At 54.1% G+C, this 19599-nt stretch carries 16 protein-coding genes; 6 read left to right on the top strand and 10 right to left on the bottom strand.

Annotation, left to right across the window (positions count from 1 at the left end; translation table 11 throughout):
• Positions 1–68: 68 nt before the first annotated feature.
• The 10 genes from METMI_RS0107155 to nifE all read right to left on the bottom strand — a co-directional run bounded on the left by METMI_RS0107155 (position 69) and on the right by nifE (position 7177).
• Complete coding sequence (locus tag METMI_RS0107155) at positions 69–443, bottom strand: hypothetical protein (RefSeq protein WP_019865594.1); 375 nt, start codon at positions 441–443, stop codon at positions 69–71.
• Positions 440–937 (bottom strand): hypothetical protein, encoded by a 498-nt coding sequence (locus tag METMI_RS0107160; RefSeq protein ID WP_019865595.1) that lies wholly within the window; start codon positions 935–937, stop codon positions 440–442. Before METMI_RS0107160 ends, METMI_RS0107155 begins: the two co-directional genes overlap by 4 nt.
• On the bottom strand, positions 937–1260 hold the full coding sequence (locus tag METMI_RS0107165) for a (2Fe-2S) ferredoxin domain-containing protein (RefSeq protein ID WP_019865596.1): 324 nt from the start codon (positions 1258–1260) through the stop codon (positions 937–939). Before METMI_RS0107165 ends, METMI_RS0107160 begins: the two co-directional genes overlap by 1 nt.
• Positions 1261–1356: 96 nt before the next feature.
• Entirely contained in the window at positions 1357–1671 is a 315-nt protein-coding gene (gene fdxB, locus METMI_RS0107170; protein WP_019865597.1) for a ferredoxin III, nif-specific, read from the bottom strand.
• An 11-nt stretch (positions 1672–1682) separates the two neighbouring features.
• Positions 1683–1898 (bottom strand): CCE_0567 family metalloprotein, encoded by a 216-nt coding sequence (locus METMI_RS0107175; protein ID WP_019865598.1) that lies wholly within the window; start codon positions 1896–1898, stop codon positions 1683–1685.
• An 11-nt stretch (positions 1899–1909) separates the two neighbouring features.
• A complete protein-coding gene (locus METMI_RS0107180; protein WP_019865599.1) occupies positions 1910–2383 on the bottom strand; it encodes a NifX-associated nitrogen fixation protein in 474 nt (157 codons plus the stop codon).
• A 110-nt stretch (positions 2384–2493) separates the two neighbouring features.
• Positions 2494–2979 (bottom strand): nitrogen fixation protein NifX, encoded by a 486-nt coding sequence (nifX, locus tag METMI_RS0107185; protein ID WP_019865600.1) that lies wholly within the window; start codon positions 2977–2979, stop codon positions 2494–2496.
• A complete protein-coding gene (gene nifN, locus METMI_RS0107190) occupies positions 2970–4358 on the bottom strand; it encodes a nitrogenase iron-molybdenum cofactor biosynthesis protein NifN (RefSeq protein WP_019865601.1) in 1389 nt (462 codons plus the stop codon). The genes nifX and nifN overlap by 10 nt, the downstream gene beginning before the upstream one ends.
• Before the next feature lie 403 nt (positions 4359–4761).
• The gene (locus METMI_RS0107195) at positions 4762–5223 is read right to left on the bottom strand and encodes a hypothetical protein (RefSeq protein WP_156829786.1); all 462 of its coding nucleotides are present in this window, start codon (positions 5221–5223) and stop codon (positions 4762–4764) included.
• Between the two features lie 574 nt (positions 5224–5797).
• Entirely contained in the window at positions 5798–7177 is a 1380-nt protein-coding gene (gene nifE / locus METMI_RS0107200; protein ID WP_019865603.1) for a nitrogenase iron-molybdenum cofactor biosynthesis protein NifE, read from the bottom strand.
• Between the two features lie 660 nt (positions 7178–7837).
• Between nifE and METMI_RS0107205 the strand changes: the two genes are divergently transcribed.
• The 6 genes from METMI_RS0107205 (at position 7838) to METMI_RS25360 (ending at position 19587) form a co-directional block, all read left to right on the top strand.
• A complete protein-coding gene (locus tag METMI_RS0107205) occupies positions 7838–8641 on the top strand; it encodes an ABC transporter permease (protein ID WP_040572773.1) in 804 nt (267 codons plus the stop codon).
• Entirely contained in the window at positions 8638–9300 is a 663-nt protein-coding gene (locus METMI_RS0107210) for an ABC transporter ATP-binding protein (protein WP_019865605.1), read from the top strand. Before METMI_RS0107205 ends, METMI_RS0107210 begins: the two co-directional genes overlap by 4 nt.
• The gene (locus METMI_RS0107215) at positions 9297–10424 is read left to right on the top strand and encodes a hypothetical protein (protein ID WP_019865606.1); all 1128 of its coding nucleotides are present in this window, start codon (positions 9297–9299) and stop codon (positions 10422–10424) included. The genes METMI_RS0107210 and METMI_RS0107215 overlap by 4 nt, the downstream gene beginning before the upstream one ends.
• A gap of 333 nt (positions 10425–10757) precedes the next feature.
• The gene (locus tag METMI_RS26085; protein ID WP_198007893.1) at positions 10758–12257 is read left to right on the top strand and encodes a polysaccharide biosynthesis/export family protein; all 1500 of its coding nucleotides are present in this window, start codon (positions 10758–10760) and stop codon (positions 12255–12257) included.
• 150 nt (positions 12258–12407) lie between these two features.
• On the top strand, positions 12408–15053 hold the full coding sequence (locus METMI_RS0107225) for a glycosyltransferase (RefSeq protein ID WP_156829787.1): 2646 nt from the start codon (positions 12408–12410) through the stop codon (positions 15051–15053).
• A gap of 34 nt (positions 15054–15087) precedes the next feature.
• Positions 15088–19587: a glycosyltransferase gene (locus METMI_RS25360; RefSeq protein WP_019865610.1), complete on the top strand. Its 4500-nt coding sequence runs from the start codon at positions 15088–15090 to the stop codon at positions 19585–19587.
• The last annotated feature ends 12 nt before the right edge of the window (positions 19588–19599 follow it).

Genomic DNA, 19599 nt, shown 5'->3' on the forward strand with positions numbered 1-19599 from the left:
TTGGGGTGAGGAACGATCCCCAACGGGATAGGGGTTAGTTTGTTGGGGTTCGTTCCTTACCCCAACCATTACAATTGTGGTAACAATTTGGCTTCGGCTTTCATGGCATCGGGCTTGCCCCATGCGCTGACACCTTCAACAAACCATTGCTTTTTGCTCGGATGGGGTTTAACCACGTCGTATTCGGCATAAAAACTGCCGTCGCTGTTAAACTGCAAACGGCCTAAGCGTTGGTTGTTGCTGGCGTTAAACCAATAAGCAGCTAGGTTTTCCGCCCCGGTGTAGGGGTCTTTGACTAATTCAAAATGCGCTTGGCCATAGTGCGGATAAGGTATGATGGCATCCGCCGCAAAACCCAATTTGTCGATTTCCGCCCGCAAACGTTGGCAAACGGCTTCGCCTACCTCACGCTTTGCGTCGATTTGTCCGGCTAAACCGTTCATGCCGCCACTCCCGCCGCCAGATCCATAATCACCGATGCACCGGACAAGTCTTTCGGGTCTAGCTGTTTAAGGTTTGCCAAAACCCTTTGTGCATCTAGGTCATAACCTTGGCGCAGCCTAATAAACGCCAAGGCTTTCAAGGTATACAGATAAAACAGCGTGGTTTCACTGGCATACAAATCCCACATGTCGGGCGATTCCGCCAATTGGCGATAGTCGCACGGAAAACCGCCTTGTTGTGCCGCTTCCGCCAAACCTGCCAACACCACGCTTTCGGCCTCTGCCAAACGCTTTTGGTAAAAATAGAATTTGTACAAGGCAAAATAAGCTTGCAGACAATGTTTATCCAAAGCTTGTGCTTGTAGAAACAGTTTTTCCGCCCGCACCGGATCGGCATGGCTGGCGGCAACCGCCGCTTGCAGCAGTTGGTTGACGGCATCAGGGACAGTGGGGCTGAATAGCACCCGTTCTTCGAGAAAATTGACTGTCGCCACTACCAAACCTCGGCGGGCATCTGCAAAGCGGCGACTGGTGTGCCGCCGATCAAATGCTGCTCAATGATGGTCTTGACATCGTCTTTTTTCAGGTTGCCGTACATCACGCCTTCGGGATACACCAACACAGTCGGCCCCATATTGCACGGCCCCATGCAACCCGTGTTGGTCAGGCCGATTTTCTCAAACAGATTACGGGCTTGGATCTCGTTCATGAATTCATTCATGACTTCAGCACAACCCGAACTGGCGCAAGAGCCACGGGGGTGGCCTTGCGGACGGTTTTGGGTGCAGACAAAAACGTGTTTATCAGGTCTAGGCATGGCGGGTTCCTCTAATTAATGTAGGTTGGGGTGACGATAGGAACCCCAACATTTAAGGCAATATTGTTGGGGTTCGTTCCTCACCCCAACCTACAATTACGCAGCGACTTTATGCTCGTGGGTGAAGCAATCTTTTGGACACACTTTCGAACAAGCTTCACAACCAATGCAATCCAAAGCGTTTTTGATGGTCATGACCATATTCTCGTCATCGTCCTCAAAATCGCCATAATCGTCATCAAAACCTTCGGCTTCCATAATGGAAGATTTTTCCACCAAATCAAACACATCGCGTGGGCAAACTTTAAAGCAGCGGCCGCAGCCTATGCAGGTTTTGGCGTTGATGTCGGTGACGTAGGACGGAGTCCATACCGAGCCGCCGTAGGTGACGCCCGTGACAAATTCAGCCATGGCAGCTCCCCTTAGGCCAGTTCCGCTTGCGCGGCGAGCAGTTTTTTGTTGGCGTTGTCCCAATTTTTGCAAGCCACATAAGTGGCGTTGGCAATGCCAAGCAGCTCGCCGTACGCTTCCGGCAGGCGGTCTTCAATCAAATCATGCAATTCCATCGCCTGTTCACTGGCCAAGCGTTTGGTTTTTTTGACTTCCTTTTCCAATTGTCTGATGTCTTCTTCACTCATATCGGCAGTCCTCAGTCAGTTGCAGCGGCGTTGTATTTTTCGATCAAGCCCATCGCTTTTTCGATGACTTTGTCGGTTTTCTCGACCAAATCCGCTAAGCTGGAAAAACCGAAGCGGTGGGTATCGCGTAGGATTTTATCGACCACGATCAGCTTGCCGACCATGATGAGGGCGCGCCCAAAACCTTCGTGGCTTAAATGCACTATCGGGGCTGCCATGAGCCCGGTTTTTTTCTCCAACAAGGTGGCGACGGAGTTGTAATAGGCTTTCAGGCGGGCGATGGTGATTTCATCCGGATCGCCAACCACGGGGATTTTCTGTTTGCGCTCTTTGGTCAGCACCACAGGGTCGATGATTTTCGCTTCCGACCAGCCTGCATAGGTGTCGTAAGTGTCGATGGCGCGTAATTGTTTGATGTAATCTTTGACGATTTCAGATGCCAAATTGGCATCGTCTTCAGGTACGACTAGGGTGGCTGTGGTCATGGTGGTCTCCGTTTAGATTTTTTCAATGTAGGTTGTACCCAGAGGGCACAACATCTGCTGCATAGGGTTGTTGGGGTTCCTAACCTCACCCCAACCTACAATTATTACGATTATTCATCCCAACCCTCATCCGCCATTTTGTTAAAGCGCTCAGGATCCGGGCCTTTGTGTTGGTTGATCGCTTTCGCCAGCCAACTGGATGGCCCGGCTTTGATCTCGTTTTGCAAATCCGTGATCAAATCCTTGATCTTGCTGCCTTCATGCACTTTCACGGGCTGGATGTTGCGGGCAATGAGCTGGTTGATCGCCGATCCGCCCACGGCCTGGCAATACACCGCCGCGCAACCGTCCAGCAAATCCAGCTTCACTGACAATTTGTCCTCGTTGCCGTCTTGGTTCAACGCACCAAATTCGGCAGCTTCCAGCATGTGCGAGTTATCCATGTCCACGGCATAGACGGCAAAGGATTTCGCCGAACCAAAATGTTGGTTGACAGTTTCCATATCGGTGGTCGCGAAAGCGATTTTTAAGGCGGTTTGCATAAATTTTTCCTCATCGGAGTCTGGCACGATGTTCAGGCGGCGGGTCAGTGACATGACTGGGCCTGCTCGCTGGCGGGTTTTTGCCCGTAAATCGAATGGTAAACGGGGATTTCTTCATGCGAATAATTGATGACCAAGTTCGCCAAATCGAACAGGGTCTGGCGGGTGCCGCGATAGCCTATCCAGGTTTTTTGGTAGCCACCGATGATGTCGTAAAGCGGGAATCCCGCCCGCAAAATCGGGGCGCCCAAACGCCCGGCGGTATCCACGGCGTGGGAGTTGCCGATCACCAATTGGGCTTTGTTGGCGCGCCCGATGATTTCCATGTCTTCCAAATCGCCGATCTTGATGCTGGTGACCGGGATCTTGGCCAGTGACGGCGTATTGCACGAAGTCACCGCCACCACCACCTCGGCGCCCATTTCCTGCAACAAGGCGACAAACGCGGCGAGCAAATCGGCATCGGCGGCGATGGCGACGCGCAGTTGCCCCAGCATGAAATGGGTGTCGAGCATGGCATCCTGCAATTGCTGGCGTTGCCGTTCGATGCGCTCCGGCACGGAATGGCCGCTGATTTCCGTTAGGGCGCAGACCAACGCGTCATTGGCTTTCAGGCCATACAGGTGTTCGAGCAGGTAAGTTTTTACGCCCGTTTTTTGCTCCAACAATTCCGCCGGTTTTTGTAAGGATGTGCCGATGACTACGGTGGCCAAAGCATCGCCTAAGGTCGCCATTTCCGAGATGGGCGTACCGCCGATGGTCACGGGGCTAAAATCGTCATCGGTTAGGCAACCATCCAAGGAGTCTGATAAATCCGGCACGAACACGGGGCGCAGTTGGAATTGCTCAAACAGGTCGCGCAAGGCTTCCAAATCGCCGGGCGTGAGCATGTAGCTGACCAATACATTGACTTGCCTTTTTCTTTTGCCGGGAAACGTCCCCGCCTCTTTGGCGTCCGGCACCAAGGCGCGGATGATTTCGGTCAAGGTCACGGCATAACCTGTTTCGACACTGCCGGTAAAATCTGGCGTGTTGACCGCCACCACCGCCACATCGGCGTATTCGGGATTGGCTTCGCGGAATTCACGCACGTTGCGGTGCACGTCCGCGCCTTGCGTTTCAGCCAGACCCGTTGTCAAAATGGTTATCAACGCAGGGCGGGACTTTTCGGCGATGACGCGGATGCCTTCACGGACGTTTTCATCCGCCCCCAACACCGAACTGGCCTGATCCATCGCCGTGCTTTGCAGGGGGATAGGTTCGCGGAAATGGCGCACGAAGAAGACCTTGGCAAACGCCGTACAGCCTTGCGAGCCGTGCAGCATGGGCATGGCCCGGTTGAAGCCTAAAGTCGCCAAGGTGCCGCCAGTCGGTTGGCTGGCTTTGAGCGGATTGACAGACAGGGCTTTATTGCGTTTGAGGATTTCGGTCATGTTGCCACCTAGCGGTGCGGCGTTTAGTCAACAATTCCTGCGTGACAGGGCTTGTTATGGCTAAAGCAAACATGATGCCAAAATTTATATGTTGAATTTACAAGGGCTTGTGCGCTTGGTTTTTGTCGTAAACCCGACAAAAACTTAATGCTTATGTGGAATTGTCGGTAGTGGCGGTGATTTAGCCGTTGCGGGGTGCAAACCTAAGGCTCTGGCCACTATTGGATGGCCTACGTTGTTTTCGTAGGGGCGGGCGGCGGCCCGCCTGATCGTTTCGGGTTTCGGTACAGGCCAAAGAGGGTCGTTTCCCGCCCAAAACCTTTAAGCTGGTTACGCTTCGCATGAAAGTCCAGAGGGAAAAGGCCGTTTTTCCCTGCTGGCCCTATAAGATAAGAAGGCCGGGTTATCCGGCAAGGCTTGCCAGCATTTTTTCGCGTTTCGATAGCGTCATGGAATGTTGGAATTTGGCGATGTACTGTTTGCGCAAGGCAATCGATTTGAGCACGGCCATTTGGATGCGCTCTTCGGTCAGGGTGTTTTCCGAACCAATGTAAACTTGGGTGTTCTTGGATTTGCCGCCGAATACAGGCAGTGTCACCTGTAAATAATAACTGGGCGTGTTCCGGCCTTTGCGCAGGCGCTGGATGGGCCCGGAGATGCCTGACGGCAAGTCAGACGATTTTCGGTTGGTGGCCTGCTGCCTCAACCGGGTTGGGGCGGACAAAGTGGCAATACGCCGGTTAAGCTCATCAATCGCGTTGGCCAGAGCCTGTTTTGCGCCCGTGCCATTCACCGAATGGTCGGAAAAAAACTTCCACGGCTTGCCATAACGGACTTGCCAGCCATGCGTGGTTTTTGGGCCCATAATGTCTATCCTGACGACGTGCCTGGGCACATCGAATTCCATCCCATTAAAAATTTTTATCTTCCGGCTTTCCATAAAAGCTCCCCCACCCTCAATCATCAATAAAAATGTGAAAAATTACACAAATTAGTGTGAAAAATATCACAAATATTGATGAGTTAATACCCTGTTTTTGGGGAATGGCAAGAAATGGGCGTTGCTGGCGCTAGAGGTTAAGGATATGCAGGAAATCAGCTCATGTTTTAAGCGGCTTTTCTGGCTTTTAAACCCTGAAAAGGTCTGGGCTAGGCGTCTTTATAAGCGCCTTTAAATGCTGGAGGGAAGGGGTTTGCGTGATGCCAGACGCAGTTGACCGCATTTGCGCGGGGGCATGATAAGGATGGAAGCGCGTGGTATGGCAAATTGTGCGGGTGTGCGCCCGCTTACGGATGGTGGGGTTTGTTGGCTAGGGGGGTGTAGGGGCAAGGCAAGTATAAAACTTTGAAAATAGCTAAAAAGTTAAGGTGGACATGCACCTGGATTTTCAGGTGCATGTCCCTATATGGAAAGCCCATGCGCTGCGGCGCCTTAAAACTTAAGCGGCCTTGACTTTCCAAGGTGCGGGCGCCCGCACGGCTTCCCAAACCGGGCTTTCAATCGTCAAGGCCAATTGCCTGACCAGCTCCAGCATACCCTGGTAGCCTTCATAGCCAAATTCCCGTTCTTGGTTAATGTCCAAAAACGGGATTTTCGCTTTCAAGGCCGTGTACATATTGCGGCCTCCGGCGATCAGGATGTCGGCTTTGTAATCGTGGACGACTTTCAAGAGGGCTTTCGGGCTGCCGTCGTTGATCATCAGGGTTTCTTCGCCCATCAGTTCACGGATGCGGGCTTTGTCCTCTTCGGTGGATTTGTTGGTGCCAGTGGCGACCACGACCATGCCCAAATCTTGCAACGCGGAAATCACCGACCAACTTTTTACCCCGCCCGTGAACAATAGCACGCGTTTGCCCTTCAGCCGTGCTTTCCACGGTTCCAATGCGGCACGGATGCGGGCTTCTTCGCGGGCAACGAGGGCTTCGGTGCGGGCGGTCAAATCGTCATCATTTAAAGCTTTGGCGAAATCACGCAACGCCAAGCTGGTGTCGGTGATGCCGTAAAAACTGCCTTCAAACCATGGGGTTTGGTATTTTTGCTGCAATTTACGGGCGACATTCACCATCGCTTTGGAGCACACCATCATATTCACTTCGGCTTTGTGCATGGTCTGCACTTCGCGGAAACGGGCGTCGCCGGACAAGGTGCACAACACGCGCAAGCCCAGTTCATCCAACAACGGTAAGACGTGCCAGAATTCGCCCGCGATGTTGTATTCGCCCACCAAATTCACGTCGTGGATTTTGATCGGGCTGTTTTCGGGTAACGGGTCTGGGTCGCGCGTGCCGATGACATGGTTGACCATCGCATCGCCGGCAATCCGGTTGCCCAGGTTTTTCGTGCCATAAAACCCGGCGCAATCAATCGGCACCACCGGAACGCCCCATAGGTCTTGCGCGGATTTGCACACGGCGTTGATGTCATCGCCAATCAAAGCCGGGACGCAAGTGTTATAAACAAACACGGCGGGCGGTGCGTAAGTGTCCACGGCTTGTTTGATGGCATGGAACAGCCGCTTTTCGGCGCGGCCCATGACGATGTCCTGTTCGGTCAAGTCGGTGGTCATGCCGATGCGGTACAACTCCGCGCCGGATGAGCGGGTTCCCCGGTTGTCCCACGAACTGCCCGCACAGGCGATGGGGCCGTGGACGATGTGGGCAACATCGGCTATCGGCAACAAGGCAATTTGCGCCCCGTCAAACGCGCAACCGCCTGCCGCCGAACCGGGTTTAGGCTTGGCACAACCGGATTTTTCCTTTTTGTTATGCTCGCAAGCGGGTTCGTCCAACAACGCCGCAATGTCTTTTGTCGATTTCATGGCTTTGACCCAATGGCTTTAATTATAGAGTTAAAAGCAAACCTTGTGCCAGTGCCTATGTGATTGAACCTATTTGATTTTTTTAGGGTAAGTATGTAAGGAAGCTTACAATTTGGAATAGATTATGGCATGGGGTTGTGGATAAGCCGTTTCTGGCGGGCCGGATGATTTGGTTTTTGTGCAATGTAGCTGGAAGCCATCACCTCATTTTGGTTACGCCCGCGCGGTAATTAATCACACGCAAATTAGAGTTTAAATAGTATGCTATGGACAGTTTTTTCAATCAGGGCGTGGTGTTTATAGTTCAAAAGGAATGTGCCAATGGCCGGTACGGCCTTTAATTTGGGTAATCAAAATAAGCGCTATAACTACAGGATACTAACTTAAGGTTTTACAGGAAAAATTTAGCTTACCGAGCGGGCTATTGATCACGTTGCTTGCAGCATGATAGACTCACAACCGAAACAGATAAGCTATCTCTTCCAACACAATAACAAATACCATCTTGTTGTATATTGATTTAAAGCCTTCTGCGGTTATCTCACTTGAATCCATTGAAAAACACATCTTGAGCCAGTCACCTGCAATATCTGGCAACCCATTTTTTCAATATACCCATAAGTAATTCAAATAAAATATCAAGCACTTATAGCATCCGTGATGACAAATTCCTCAAATGTGCGCACAAGAACTCCCCTGGCTGTTACGTTGTCCGTATGGAAGGCTTTATTTCTGCGCGAAACGATTACCCGCTTGTCTGCAACACGTGGAGCTGCGGTTTGGTTGCTGCTAGAACCCATTTTGCATACCACCGTGATGCTTGTCATTTTCACGGTCATCCGTGTCAAGGTCCTCAGTGGGATAGATGTGTTGGCATGGCTGATCATAGGCTTAACCTTCATTTCCGTATACAAACGGACGGCTTCCCAAGTACAAGGGGCGATTGGTGCAAATAAGACGCTGTTTGCATATCGGCAGGTTAAGCCGATTGATTCCCTTTTGGTACGTGCTTTCCTAGAAGGTTTTTTGGCGTTGATCATCATTCTAATTACCTGTGCCGGTGCGGTCTTTTTATTTGATGTTGACCTGATACCCGATGATGCAGGTATGGTTTTGTCTGGATTTTTGGGGCTCTGGCTAATGGGGCTTGGTTTTGGCTTGGTGTGTTCAGTCGCCGTTGAGTTAATCCCTGAGATGGGCAAAATTATCGCTATGCTCAATATGCCTATTATGATGACTTCAGGCGCGATGTTGCCAATCAATAGTATTTCCGAGCCTTATCGGACATGGATACTCTATAACCCTTTAGTCCATGGCTTGGAAGTTGCCCGTTTAGGTGTCTCCTCTTATTACCATGTGGTAACGGGAACGAATTTGCTCTATCTCTATCAATGTGCCTTCGTTGCCATATTTTTGGGGTTAGCTTTACAAGTCCGCTTTGCATCAAAAATATTAACCAAATGATTATTGTCGAAAATATCTACAAACGTTACCAAACCACCCACGGCCCTAGCAGATGGATATTAGAAGATGTTTCCTTTGTTATCCCGAAAAATGTCAGCGTTGGGATTGTTGGTGGGAATGGCGCAGGAAAATCAACTTTGCTTCGGCTCATCGGCGGGGTTGACAAGCCGAACCGTGGTCGTATTGAGCACCGCAGCCGAGTGTCATGGCCTATGGGCTTTGGTGGGCTCCAGCCATCATTGACTGGGCGGCAGAATGCCAAGTTTATCTGCCGTATTCACGGGCACGAGGATGATATTCCTGAAAGGCTCGCATATATCCAAGACTTTGCTGAATTAGGCAAATACTTTGATGAGCCCGTAAGGACTTATTCCTCCGGAATGAAATCGCGACTCCAATTTGGGATGTCCCTGGCGTTTAAGTTCGATATCTATATTTCCGATGAAGCGACTTCTACAGGTGATGCCAGTTTTAGGCAAAAAGCCGTCGATGCCTTTAATAACCTTATGGGGCAGTCCAGTTTAATCATGGCTGCGCACGGGGCAGGCGCCTTAAAGCAATTTTGCACGGCCGGGATCTGGCTAGACAAGGGTCGGGTCCATTGGTTTGACGATCTGGATGATGCCCTAAACGCTTACAAAGACAGTATTGGCCAATGAAAAAAACACACACGACAACCCTCTGGGACGCCTTCAAAGGGCATTGGATACTCGGCACGGCCATCGTGGCCGGCTGCCTGTCGGTGGGGTATTGGGGGCTGTACGCGTCCGACCGCTACATCTCCGAGGCGCATGTGATCATCCAGAGCACCGAGATGAACAGCGGGCAGAGCTTCGACCTGGGGACGCTGCTGGGCAACGTCAGCGCCGGCAACCAGCCTGACCAGCTGCTGATGCGCGACTACCTGCTGTCCCTGGACATGCTCAAGAAGCTCGACGCCGAACTGCACCTGCGCGACCATTACAGCGACCCCCGGCACGACCTGCTGTCGCGGCTGTGGTCCAAGAACAACGACATCCTGGAAGTCGAAGAATTCTACGACTACTACCTCGAACGGGTCAGCGTCGAATACGACGACTACGCCGGGGTGCTCGTCATCAAGGCCCAGGGCTACGACCCCCAGACCGCCCAGGCCATCACCGCCGCCCTGGTCAGGGACGGCGAACGGTTCATGAACGCCCTCGCCCATAGCCTGGCCAAAGACCAGGTCGACTTCCTGAGCCAGCAGATCGGCGACATCAACCGCGCCACCATGGCCGCCCGCCAGGCCCTGCTCAACTACCAGAACAAACACGGCCTGGTGTCCCCGCAGGGCACCACCGAAAACCTCGCCGGCATCGTCAACGCCATGGAAGGCCAACTGAGCACCCTGCAGACCAGCCGCGCCGCCATGCTCGGCTACCTCATGCCGGACAGCGCCAACGTCGTCGAGCTCAACCTGCAGATCGGCGCCCTGGAAAAACAGATCGCCAGCGAAAAGGCCAAACTGGCCGCCCCCCAAGGCAAGGCCCTCAACAGCACCGTCGAAGAATACCAGCGCCTGGAAATGGAGGCCGGCTTTACCCAAGACCTCTACAAGACCGCCCTGACCGCCCTCGAAAAAGGCCGCTTCGAAGCCTCCCGGACCCTCAAGAAAATGTCCGTCCTGCAAGCGCCGACCCTGCCCGAATACCCGCTGGAGCCGCGCCGCCTTTACAACAGCGCCGTCTCCCTCCTGATGATCCTGCTCGCCGCCGGCATCCTCCACCTGCTCGCCGCCATCATCCGTGACCACAAGGACTGACACCGCCATGACCGCCATCACCCTGAACCGCCCCGCCGCCCCTTGCGCCGCCTCCTGGCCGCCTGCGCCCTGCTGCTCGCCGGCCTGCCGGCCCCGGCCTGGCCGCCGGCAACGGCCTCGACATCTTCCAGACCCTCGGCCTGCCCCGCGCCGCCCGTCCCGCCGCGCCAGGCCGCGCCAGCGGCGGGCCGCACCCGTGACCGGCACCGTCCCGCCCGGCAGCCCCGCCGCGCCCAGGGTCACCACCCAGCCGCGCCGCAACAGTACGACTACAGCGCCCAACCTCGCCAGCGACGTGTTCGGCGCCAACCTCTTCACCGGCTCGGTTGCGCGGTGGCGAGAGGGCGCCACCTCAACCCCGACTACGCCGTCGCCGTCGGCGACAACATCCAAGTCCGGTTCTGGGGCGCCTTCGAATACGACGCGCCGCTCACCGTCGACCCCCAAGGCAACATCTTCGTCCCCCACGTCGGCCCCCTGCAAGTCTTGGGCGTGCGCAACCAGGACCTCCAGCGCGTCGTCGACTCCGCCGTACGCCGCGTCTCCCGCCCCAACGTCTACAGCTACGCCAGCCTCGCCGCCGCCCAGCCCGTGCGCGGCGTCTCGTCGTCGGCGGCTTCGTCAACCGCCCCGGGCTCTACAGCGGCACCAGCATGGACAGCCTGCTGCACTACCTCGACCCGGCCAGGCCGGGCATCGACGTCGAACGCGGCTGCTTCCCGTCTCCAGGCGCAGCCGGTCAACCGGTCAACCGCGCCGACGCAGCACCCGCCCGCTACGCCTCCATCCTCGACGCGGTCAGTCCACTGCAGCATCACGGCGGCCCTCATCGTGCGCAGCGGCCTCATCCTCGGTGCCTCGAGCGAGCGACGAGGACGCATGGTCGTCAACGCGCCAGGGCGCGTCGAGCGCCACCGCGCCAACGCCTACGAATTCAACAAGCGAAGGCGCCACCGTCGCCGACCTCGCCCGGCTCGCCAAACCCATGGCCACCGCCACCCATGTGCGCGTCACCCGCAACACCGGCAACCCTCCAACGTCGAATACTACCCGCTCGCCGACGCCGCCCGCGTCCCCCTGCGCAGCGGCGACACCATCGAATTCACCGCCGACAAAAAGCAGGGCACCATCACCGTGCGCGTCGAAGGCGAACACCTCAGCGCCCAGGAATACGTCGTCCCCTACGGCACCCGCCTGGGCACGCTCATGGCCAAGGTCCGTTACAACGACCGCGCCGACAAAAACAGCCTGCAACTGTTCCGGCAAAGCATCATCGCCCGGCAAAAGGACATGCTCGACAGCACCCTCAAGCACCTCGAGACCAGCGTCCTCACCGCCCGCTCCGGCACCCAGGAAGAGGCCCAGCTGCGCACCGAAGAGGCCGCCATGATGCTGCAATGGATAGACCGCGCCAAAAGCATCCAGCCCAGCGGGCAAGTGCTGCTCGCCCAGGCCGACCACATCGACCGGCTGCTGCTGGAGAACGGCGACGTCATCCGCATCCCCGCCGTCGACAACCTCGTCCTGGTCAGCGGCGAAGTCATGTTCCCCAACACCGTCGCCCTCGCCGCCGACAAGGACATCGAGGACTACATCGCCACCGCCGGCGGCTACTCGCAGCGCGCCGACACCTCGCGCATCGTCATCGCCCACCGCGACGGCAGCTTCGAGGACACCGAGGCCAGCTCCGGCTGGTTCAGCGAACCGGACATCCGCCCCGGCGACGAGATCATGGTGCTGCCCGCCGTCGACCCCAAATACCGCCAGGTCTTCAAGGAGTTCGCCACCATGATCTACCAGATGGGCCTCGGCGCCCGCGTGTTCTTGAAGTAGGCGGAGCTTAAAAATGAGGGGATGACTTACTATGGGCTTGATGACATAGATGAACGGCCGCCAAAAATTATTGGATTTTCAATAATTAAATACCTTTCTTAGGCTATCGGTTCTGCCAATGAAGACACCGGATGAAACCCAGGTAACCACATGACAATTCTGGAAACAATAAGGGCATGGCGCGGTGAATACATCATGTCCTTGCTTTGGATGTTGAAAATAAGCTGTAAGGTGTTGAGGTTACGGACTATCTATCACGCCTTGCTAATTCGTCTCATCAAAGGTGCCGATCTATTCGACAATGCCTATTATCTTGAAAAAAATAGTGATATTGCCGCCAGCAATATTAAAGGCTTGCAGCATTATGTCAGGTATGGGGATAAGGAAGGCCGTTTGCCGATGGCGCTTTTTGATCCGGTCTATTACCGGACAAAGGCGTCAGGCCCTACAAGGCGCTTATATGTGAACACCTTGCTCCATTACCGTTACGTGGGACGGTATCGGAGAACGTCCCCCAGTGCCTGGTTTGACCTTGATTTTTATCTATCCAACAACAAGGATGTCCTGCGTAGCGGGAATGATCCGTTGATCCATTACCTGAAGTGGGGCGGCGCTGAAGGCCGGTCCCCCTGCCCGCAATTCGATGGCTCCTTTTATTTGCGTACTTCCCCTGATGTGGTCGCGGCGCGGATGAACCCCCTCTTGCACTATTTGTTTTATGGCCGTTTGGAAGGGCGCAGCACCTTGCCGGAACAGGAAACCGTTGAGCTGCCAGAAATGGAAATAGGGGAGTTGCCGCTGCTCACCTTGCCGGATGACGAGACCTGGGCTGCGTTTATGCCGCGTGCCCGTATCGCAGGCGCGGGCATTGATGTGATCGTACCCGTCTATAAAGGGCGGATTGAAACCTTACGTTGCCTGCATAGCACGTTGGAATCGTCTAACGACCTGCCTTTCGAACTGGTTGTTATTAATGACGCCAGCCCTGATGAAGACCTAAGCCAAGATTTGCAGAAATTGGCGGGCATGGGGTTATTCACATTAATCATCAACCAACAAAACCTTGGTTTTGTGCAAACTGTTAATCTAGGGATGCGTTTGCATAAAGACCGCCATATCGTGTTATTGAATGCCGACACCGAAGTCTATGATGGTTGGCTAGACCGGTTGCATAGGGCGGCGCACCGTAATCCCAAGACTGCTACGGTCACCCCGCTATCCAATAATGCCACCATATGCAGTTATCCGAACTCCCTGCATGATAACCCCTATCCTTTGGAGTTAAGCTACGCGGAAATTGACGCGCTGGCAGCGGCAGTCAATGCCGGCAAGGAAATAGAAGCGCCAACAGGGGTAGGGTTTTGCATGTATATCAGACGGGACTGTTTAAAAAACGTCGGCCTATTTGATGAGAAAGCTTTTGGTAAAGGTTATGGCGAAGAAAACGATTTTTGCCAGCGTGCCATCCGTAAAGGTTGGCACAATATTATTGCTAGCGACATTTATGTCCGGCATGTGGGGTCTGCGTCTTTTCAGGGCGAAAAAGCCATGCGCGTCCAAGCGGCCCTTAAGACATTGGACAAAAAATATCCGCGCTATAGGAAAGACATTGATATTTTCCTGAAACAGGATCCCCTAAAAGAAGGCCGTTGCCGGCTCGATACGGTTAGGTTGCAGCGCATGTGCCGGGAACAAAATGTCCTGCTGGTTTGCCATAGCCGTGGTGGTGGTTCTGAGCGGCGGATGCAGGAAGACATTATCAATTTGAACCAGCAAGGCCATGGCGTTTTTACCTTACGTCCCGTGGCAAAACGTCCAACCCAGGTCAATATTGGCCATCCAGCTATCCGCTCGCTGCCTAATATCAATCCGTTTGAATTGTCAGAAATATCAACGCTTGCCGCCCTCCTGAAGGAACTAAGGATTACCGAAATCCATACCCATAGCCTGGTCGATTTTATGCCCGATGCATCGTTACATCTGCATAAGCTTGTCCAAGAATTAGGCGCGTCGTGGAAAATCAATTTGCATGATTATAAAGTGATTTGCCCACGGGTTAATTTGATTGATGAAGATGGCCGCTATTGTGGTGAACCCGATGAAGCGGGATGCAACCGGTGCTTGCTTGAACGCGGTTCAGATTTCGGCACTAAGAATATCCGTGAATGGCGCTCTTTGCATGGAAAAGCCTTGGCGTTGGCTGACCGCATCGTTGTCCCTGACCAAGATGTTGCGGATCGTCTTGCGGGTTACCTTCCAAGCATCAATTTTGAAGTTTTGCCCCACGAAGACATTGATTTAAAAGCCATCAAAGTAAAAAAACCACAGTTGGAACCTAACCAGAAACTACGGGTGGTCATTATTGGCGCCATCGGCAAGATTAAAGGTTTTAATGTCATTTTGGCGAGTGCCAAGCGGGTGCAGCAACAAGGCCTGCCTATAGAATTTATCGTGATGGGCTATACCATGCACGATGCCTTGATTAAGGAGGCCGGGGTTGTGGTCACCGGTAAATATTTGGAACATGAAGCCCTGGATAAGCTTAATGGCTTAAACCCCCATGTGGTTTGGTTGCCGTCAATATGGCCTGAAACGTATAGCTACACACTGTCGTTGGCATTACAGGCCAGCCTGCCCATCTACGCTTTTGATATTGGCGCCATTGCCCGGCGTGTCAGGGAATCTGGCATGGATGAAGGGTTAATGCCCTTATCATGGGTTGACATGCCTGAAAAAATCACCCAACAATTTGAAAAACTCCGGGAAAATTGCTTACCGACCTTGTCACCACAATGATTTGCACCTACGGAAAAATAATACGGAACAAGCTATGAAAAAAGTCACGTCAAGTTCACCTGAGCCATCTGAAAACATCATTGAAGAAGCGATTGCCTTGGATAGTGCAGTAAAGCAGATCCTTGATTTCGAACCTCAGGCTTTGCCAGAAATCAAAACCGAAACCGTAACGGAATGGGCAACAGAAAAAGAACTCCCCCCCATAACTTTTGCCACTGCCCCGGTAGAGCAAGCCGTTGAGATTAAAATCACCGATTCTCCTGAAATTAGCATCTTAGGCTATGTAGAGTTTGTAGAAAATTTGCAAATCCATGGTTGGGTGCTTGATTTTGATAATACCCCCTTAAATCTTTCACTACGCATCAATAATGAAGCGTTTCAGATTACTTACGATTGGTTGGAACGTAGTGATATTGCCGATCATTATGGAGAAGAATTTCTTCGCTCCGGCTTTAGAATTTATATACCACAAGGGCTAGCGGACGATTTTGAAGCCGCTTATAAAAATGGTGGCCTCATTGAAGTCGCCGCCAATGGCATTACCCTGCATAGCAAGCTTGAACCTGTCCGTAAATCATTGGCTAGCCAAGCCGCCGATGGGGATTCTTCACAATTTAGCGAAACCGCGATCACCAGTATTGTTACGGAACTTCTTGAAATAGCCGAATTGGAATTGCCCGGCAGTGCAGTAATTGTTAAAACACCTGCTGATTTAGCAACATTAACAACGGACAAGGCAAAGGCAGCAAGCCCTTCAGTGCCTGATAAAAAACCTGAGGATATAGAAAAAGCTCCAGTCACCGGCAATCAAGTGGTTTCGGGAAATTTTTCAATTGCGACCGAAGCGTTGTCCGAATCCAAAGAAGATAGCCCAATTATTGGTTACGTCGAGCGTATCGAAAACAACCAAATTTTTGGCTGGGTTCTTGACAAAGAGGGCAACGGGCTCAATTTGGTTTTACTGATTGCCGATGTCAAATACCCGATAACGCCTGCTTGGCTTATGCGTGTTGATATTGCTCAAGCTTTCGGTGACGATTTTATCAATTCAGGTTTTAAAATTGATTTACCCGCCGAGTTGGTCGAAACCTTTATCTTCGCACGGCAAAACGGCTTGAGGATTGACATCATCGCCAATGGCACTATCTTGCATAATCAAGTCCCACCATTAAAAATGGAGGCAAAAACGACCAGAACCCAAGCCACAAACAAAAAAACCGAAAAAAAATTACAAGGCGTTAGCGGTTATGTAGAAAACATAGAAAACCTCTGCATCTTTGGTTGGGCGATTAATCATGAACAAACACCTTTAAAGCTTACTTTATCTATTGATGGCGTTTCTTCCCCTGTCACCCCGGAGTGGCAGGAGCGCTTAGATATAGCCGGAAAATTTGGTGATAATTATGCCCAATCCGGTTTTAAAATCCTCATCCCCAAAGGCTTAATCGACATTTTTCTGCAATCCACTGAAAATGACCGGAAAATTAATGTCCTAGCCAATAACTACGTGTTAACCAACAACGCCAAAAACCAGGAAATTGATCCCGCCGTATTTGGCCCAGAAATTGCCGCTGAAACCGATAAATTTAAAACCCTTTGTCAAATCAATGCCGAAGCAGGTATAGAAATCACTGGCGAGGATCTCAATAAATTACTCTCCGGCAACCTTAGCTTCCCTTTACGGATTAGCCGTAATCCTGTCATCAATGCCCGTTACTACCTTGAGCAAGCCAAACAACAATTAGTAAAAGCAGCGGCTGACATTACCCTTATCCGCACCCTGCTAAAAATCAGCCTGACCTTTGAACGGCAGACTGAAACCCTAGAATTACTGGGCAACACCTATTTTGAACAACGGGATTACGAAACAGCTGCAGCGCATTACGAGGCGGCCGCCGCAAGCGAGGGCAAACCCAGCAAGACTATGGTGCCTAACCTGATGCACTGCAAAAAGCATGTTGCCCACCCTAAGGATGTCCTATTCACACTTATGGCGGGTCTTGAAAAAAACCCTGAATCTAGCGACATCCGTGATCGTTTGGACGGACTGATCCACGAGTATTGGTTGACACGCCAAGGCCTGATCGAGGCGCAGGCGGTGACGGGCGACCGTGACGGCCTGGTGGCGACGGTCATGGAGGCCGCCGAGCTCATCTACAACGCCTACCTGCGCTACTACGGTGCGGAGGCCAATGCGGCGCAGGTGGGCCCGTGCAACCTGGAGCGGGTGCTGATCGTCGGCGACTTCCATATCCCGCAGTGCGTGCGCTACCGCATCGAGCAGAAGACCGAGCAGCTGGAGGCCGCCGGCAAGGCCGTCACCACCATTTCCTGGACGGAGCTCGCCAACGGGCAGAACGACCTGGCCTTCCATGACACCATCATTTTCTACCGCGTCCCCGCCGAGCCGGCGGTGCTGAAGGCGATGGCGCAGGCCAACGCGACCGGCAAGCTGTCGCTGTACGAGATCGACGACCTGCTGTTCGACGCGGCCTACCCGCCGCCGTTGGAGACGTACGGCGGTTATCTCGACCTGAACATTTATTTGCAGCTGATCAAGGGCATGGCTTCGTTCCGCGCCGCCGCGCAGTATTGCCGTTTCGGCCTGGCCTCGACGCGCGCCCTGGCGGACAAGCTGGCCCCGCTGGTGTTCGGCGGCCAGTGCTTCCTGCACCGCAACGGCCTGGACGCGCTGAACGTGTTCAGGCACAAGCCATTCGACCCCGACCAGGAGACGGTGGACATTTTCTACGGCAGCGGCACGATGGCGCACAACAGCGACTTCACGGACCTGGCCTTGCCGGCGGTCAGGCGCCTGTTGGACGAATATCCGCAGGTCGGCCTGAAAATCGCGGGCTACCTGAAGCTGCCGGAGGCGTTCTTGGAAACTCACGGCGACCGTGTCAAGCAGATGCCGCCCGTGAAGAGCGTCAAGGCCTATTGGTCGATGCTGGAGCGGGCGGACATCAATTTGGCGGTGTTGCATGATGACGAAATCAACGGCTGCAAGAGCGAGCTGAAATGGTTCGAGGCGGCGTGCCTGGGCATCCCGTCGGTGGTCAGCGCGACCGCCAACTACCGCGACGTGATCCACGACGGCGAGGACGGCTTCATCGCCGCCACCGCCGAGGATTGGTATGAACATTTGAAGGCCCTGGTCGACGACCCGCTGTTGCGCAAGACGGTGGCGGAAAAGGCCCAGGTGCGGGTGCGTGCCGAGTACAGCGTCGGGGCGTTGGCGGACAACATCGCCGGGGTGCTGGACGACGCGTTGGCGGCGGCACAGGCGGAAATGGCGCCACGCAAGAAAGTCGCGCTGGTCAATGTGTTCTTCCCGCCGCAGTCCATCGGCGGCGCGACCCGCGTCATCGCCGACAATTTCGAGCTGTTGCGGCGCGATTACCACAACCAGTTCGACCTCAGCGTGTTCACGTCCGACGCCGACGTGAAGCCGCCGTACCAGATGACGGTGTACAACTATGAGGGCGCCCGTGTCTACCGCTCGAGCATTTTATGGCGCGAGCACATGGACTGGCATCCCAGCGACGACAAGATGGGCGAGCTGTTTGCGGAGTTCCTGGCCGCGGAGCGGCCCGAGCTGGTGCATTTCCATTGCATCCAACGCCTGACCGCGTCGGTGGTGGAGGCGACCCGCAAGGCGGAAATCCCATACATCGTCACCGTCCATGACGCCTGGTGGATTTCGGATTACCAGTTCCTGGTCGACGCCAACCATGTGGTCTACCCCGAAGGCCACCCCGACCCGTACCAGCCCTGCACGCCGCCGGGCAACATCAGCCAGCTGGAGTCGGTGGAGCGCATCCTGTTCCTGAAGGACTTGCTGCGCGGCGCGGACGCGGTGCTGACGGTGTCCCAGTGTTTTGCGGAGATTTACCGCAAGAACGAAATCCCGACGGTCCGCGTCAACAAGAACGGCATCTCCGAGACCCTGCCTTGGCAGGCCAAGGACACCCGCCACACCGACAAGGTGGTGTGCGGCCATGTCGGCGGCATGGCGGAGCACAAGGGCTACTTCCTGCTGAAGGCGGCCATCGAGGCGGTGCAGCCGGAACACTTGGAAATGCTCATCGTCGACCATTCCCAGGACGAAGGCTACCGCCTCCAGACCCATTGGGGGCGGGTGCCGGTGACCTTCATCGGGCGCATGGCGCAGCCCCGCGTGCCCGAGCTGTACCGCCAGATCGACGTGCTGTTCGCGCCCTCCACCTGGCCGGAAAGCTACGGCCTGGTCACCCGCGAGGCCGCCGCCTGCGGCTGCTGGGTCGTCGCCAGCAACATGGGCGGCATCGGCGAGGATGTCATCGAGGGCAAGTCAGGATTCGTCATCGAACCCACCGAGGAGACCCTGTCCGGCCTCCTCGTGCAGATCGACCGCTCCCCCGCCGTCTTCAAGGGCAAGGCCCATCCGCCCGCCCTCAGGCGCGTGTCAGAACAGGTTAGGGAATTGGCCGATGTTTATTTGAAGGTAAAGAAAAAAACACCCAAACCTGTTCCACCCTCAGTTGCCCGATAATATATGCCGTCC

The sequence above is a fragment of the Methylovulum miyakonense HT12 genome, assembly GCF_000384075.1.
Classification (GTDB): Bacteria; Pseudomonadota; Gammaproteobacteria; order Methylococcales; family Methylomonadaceae; genus Methylovulum; species Methylovulum miyakonense.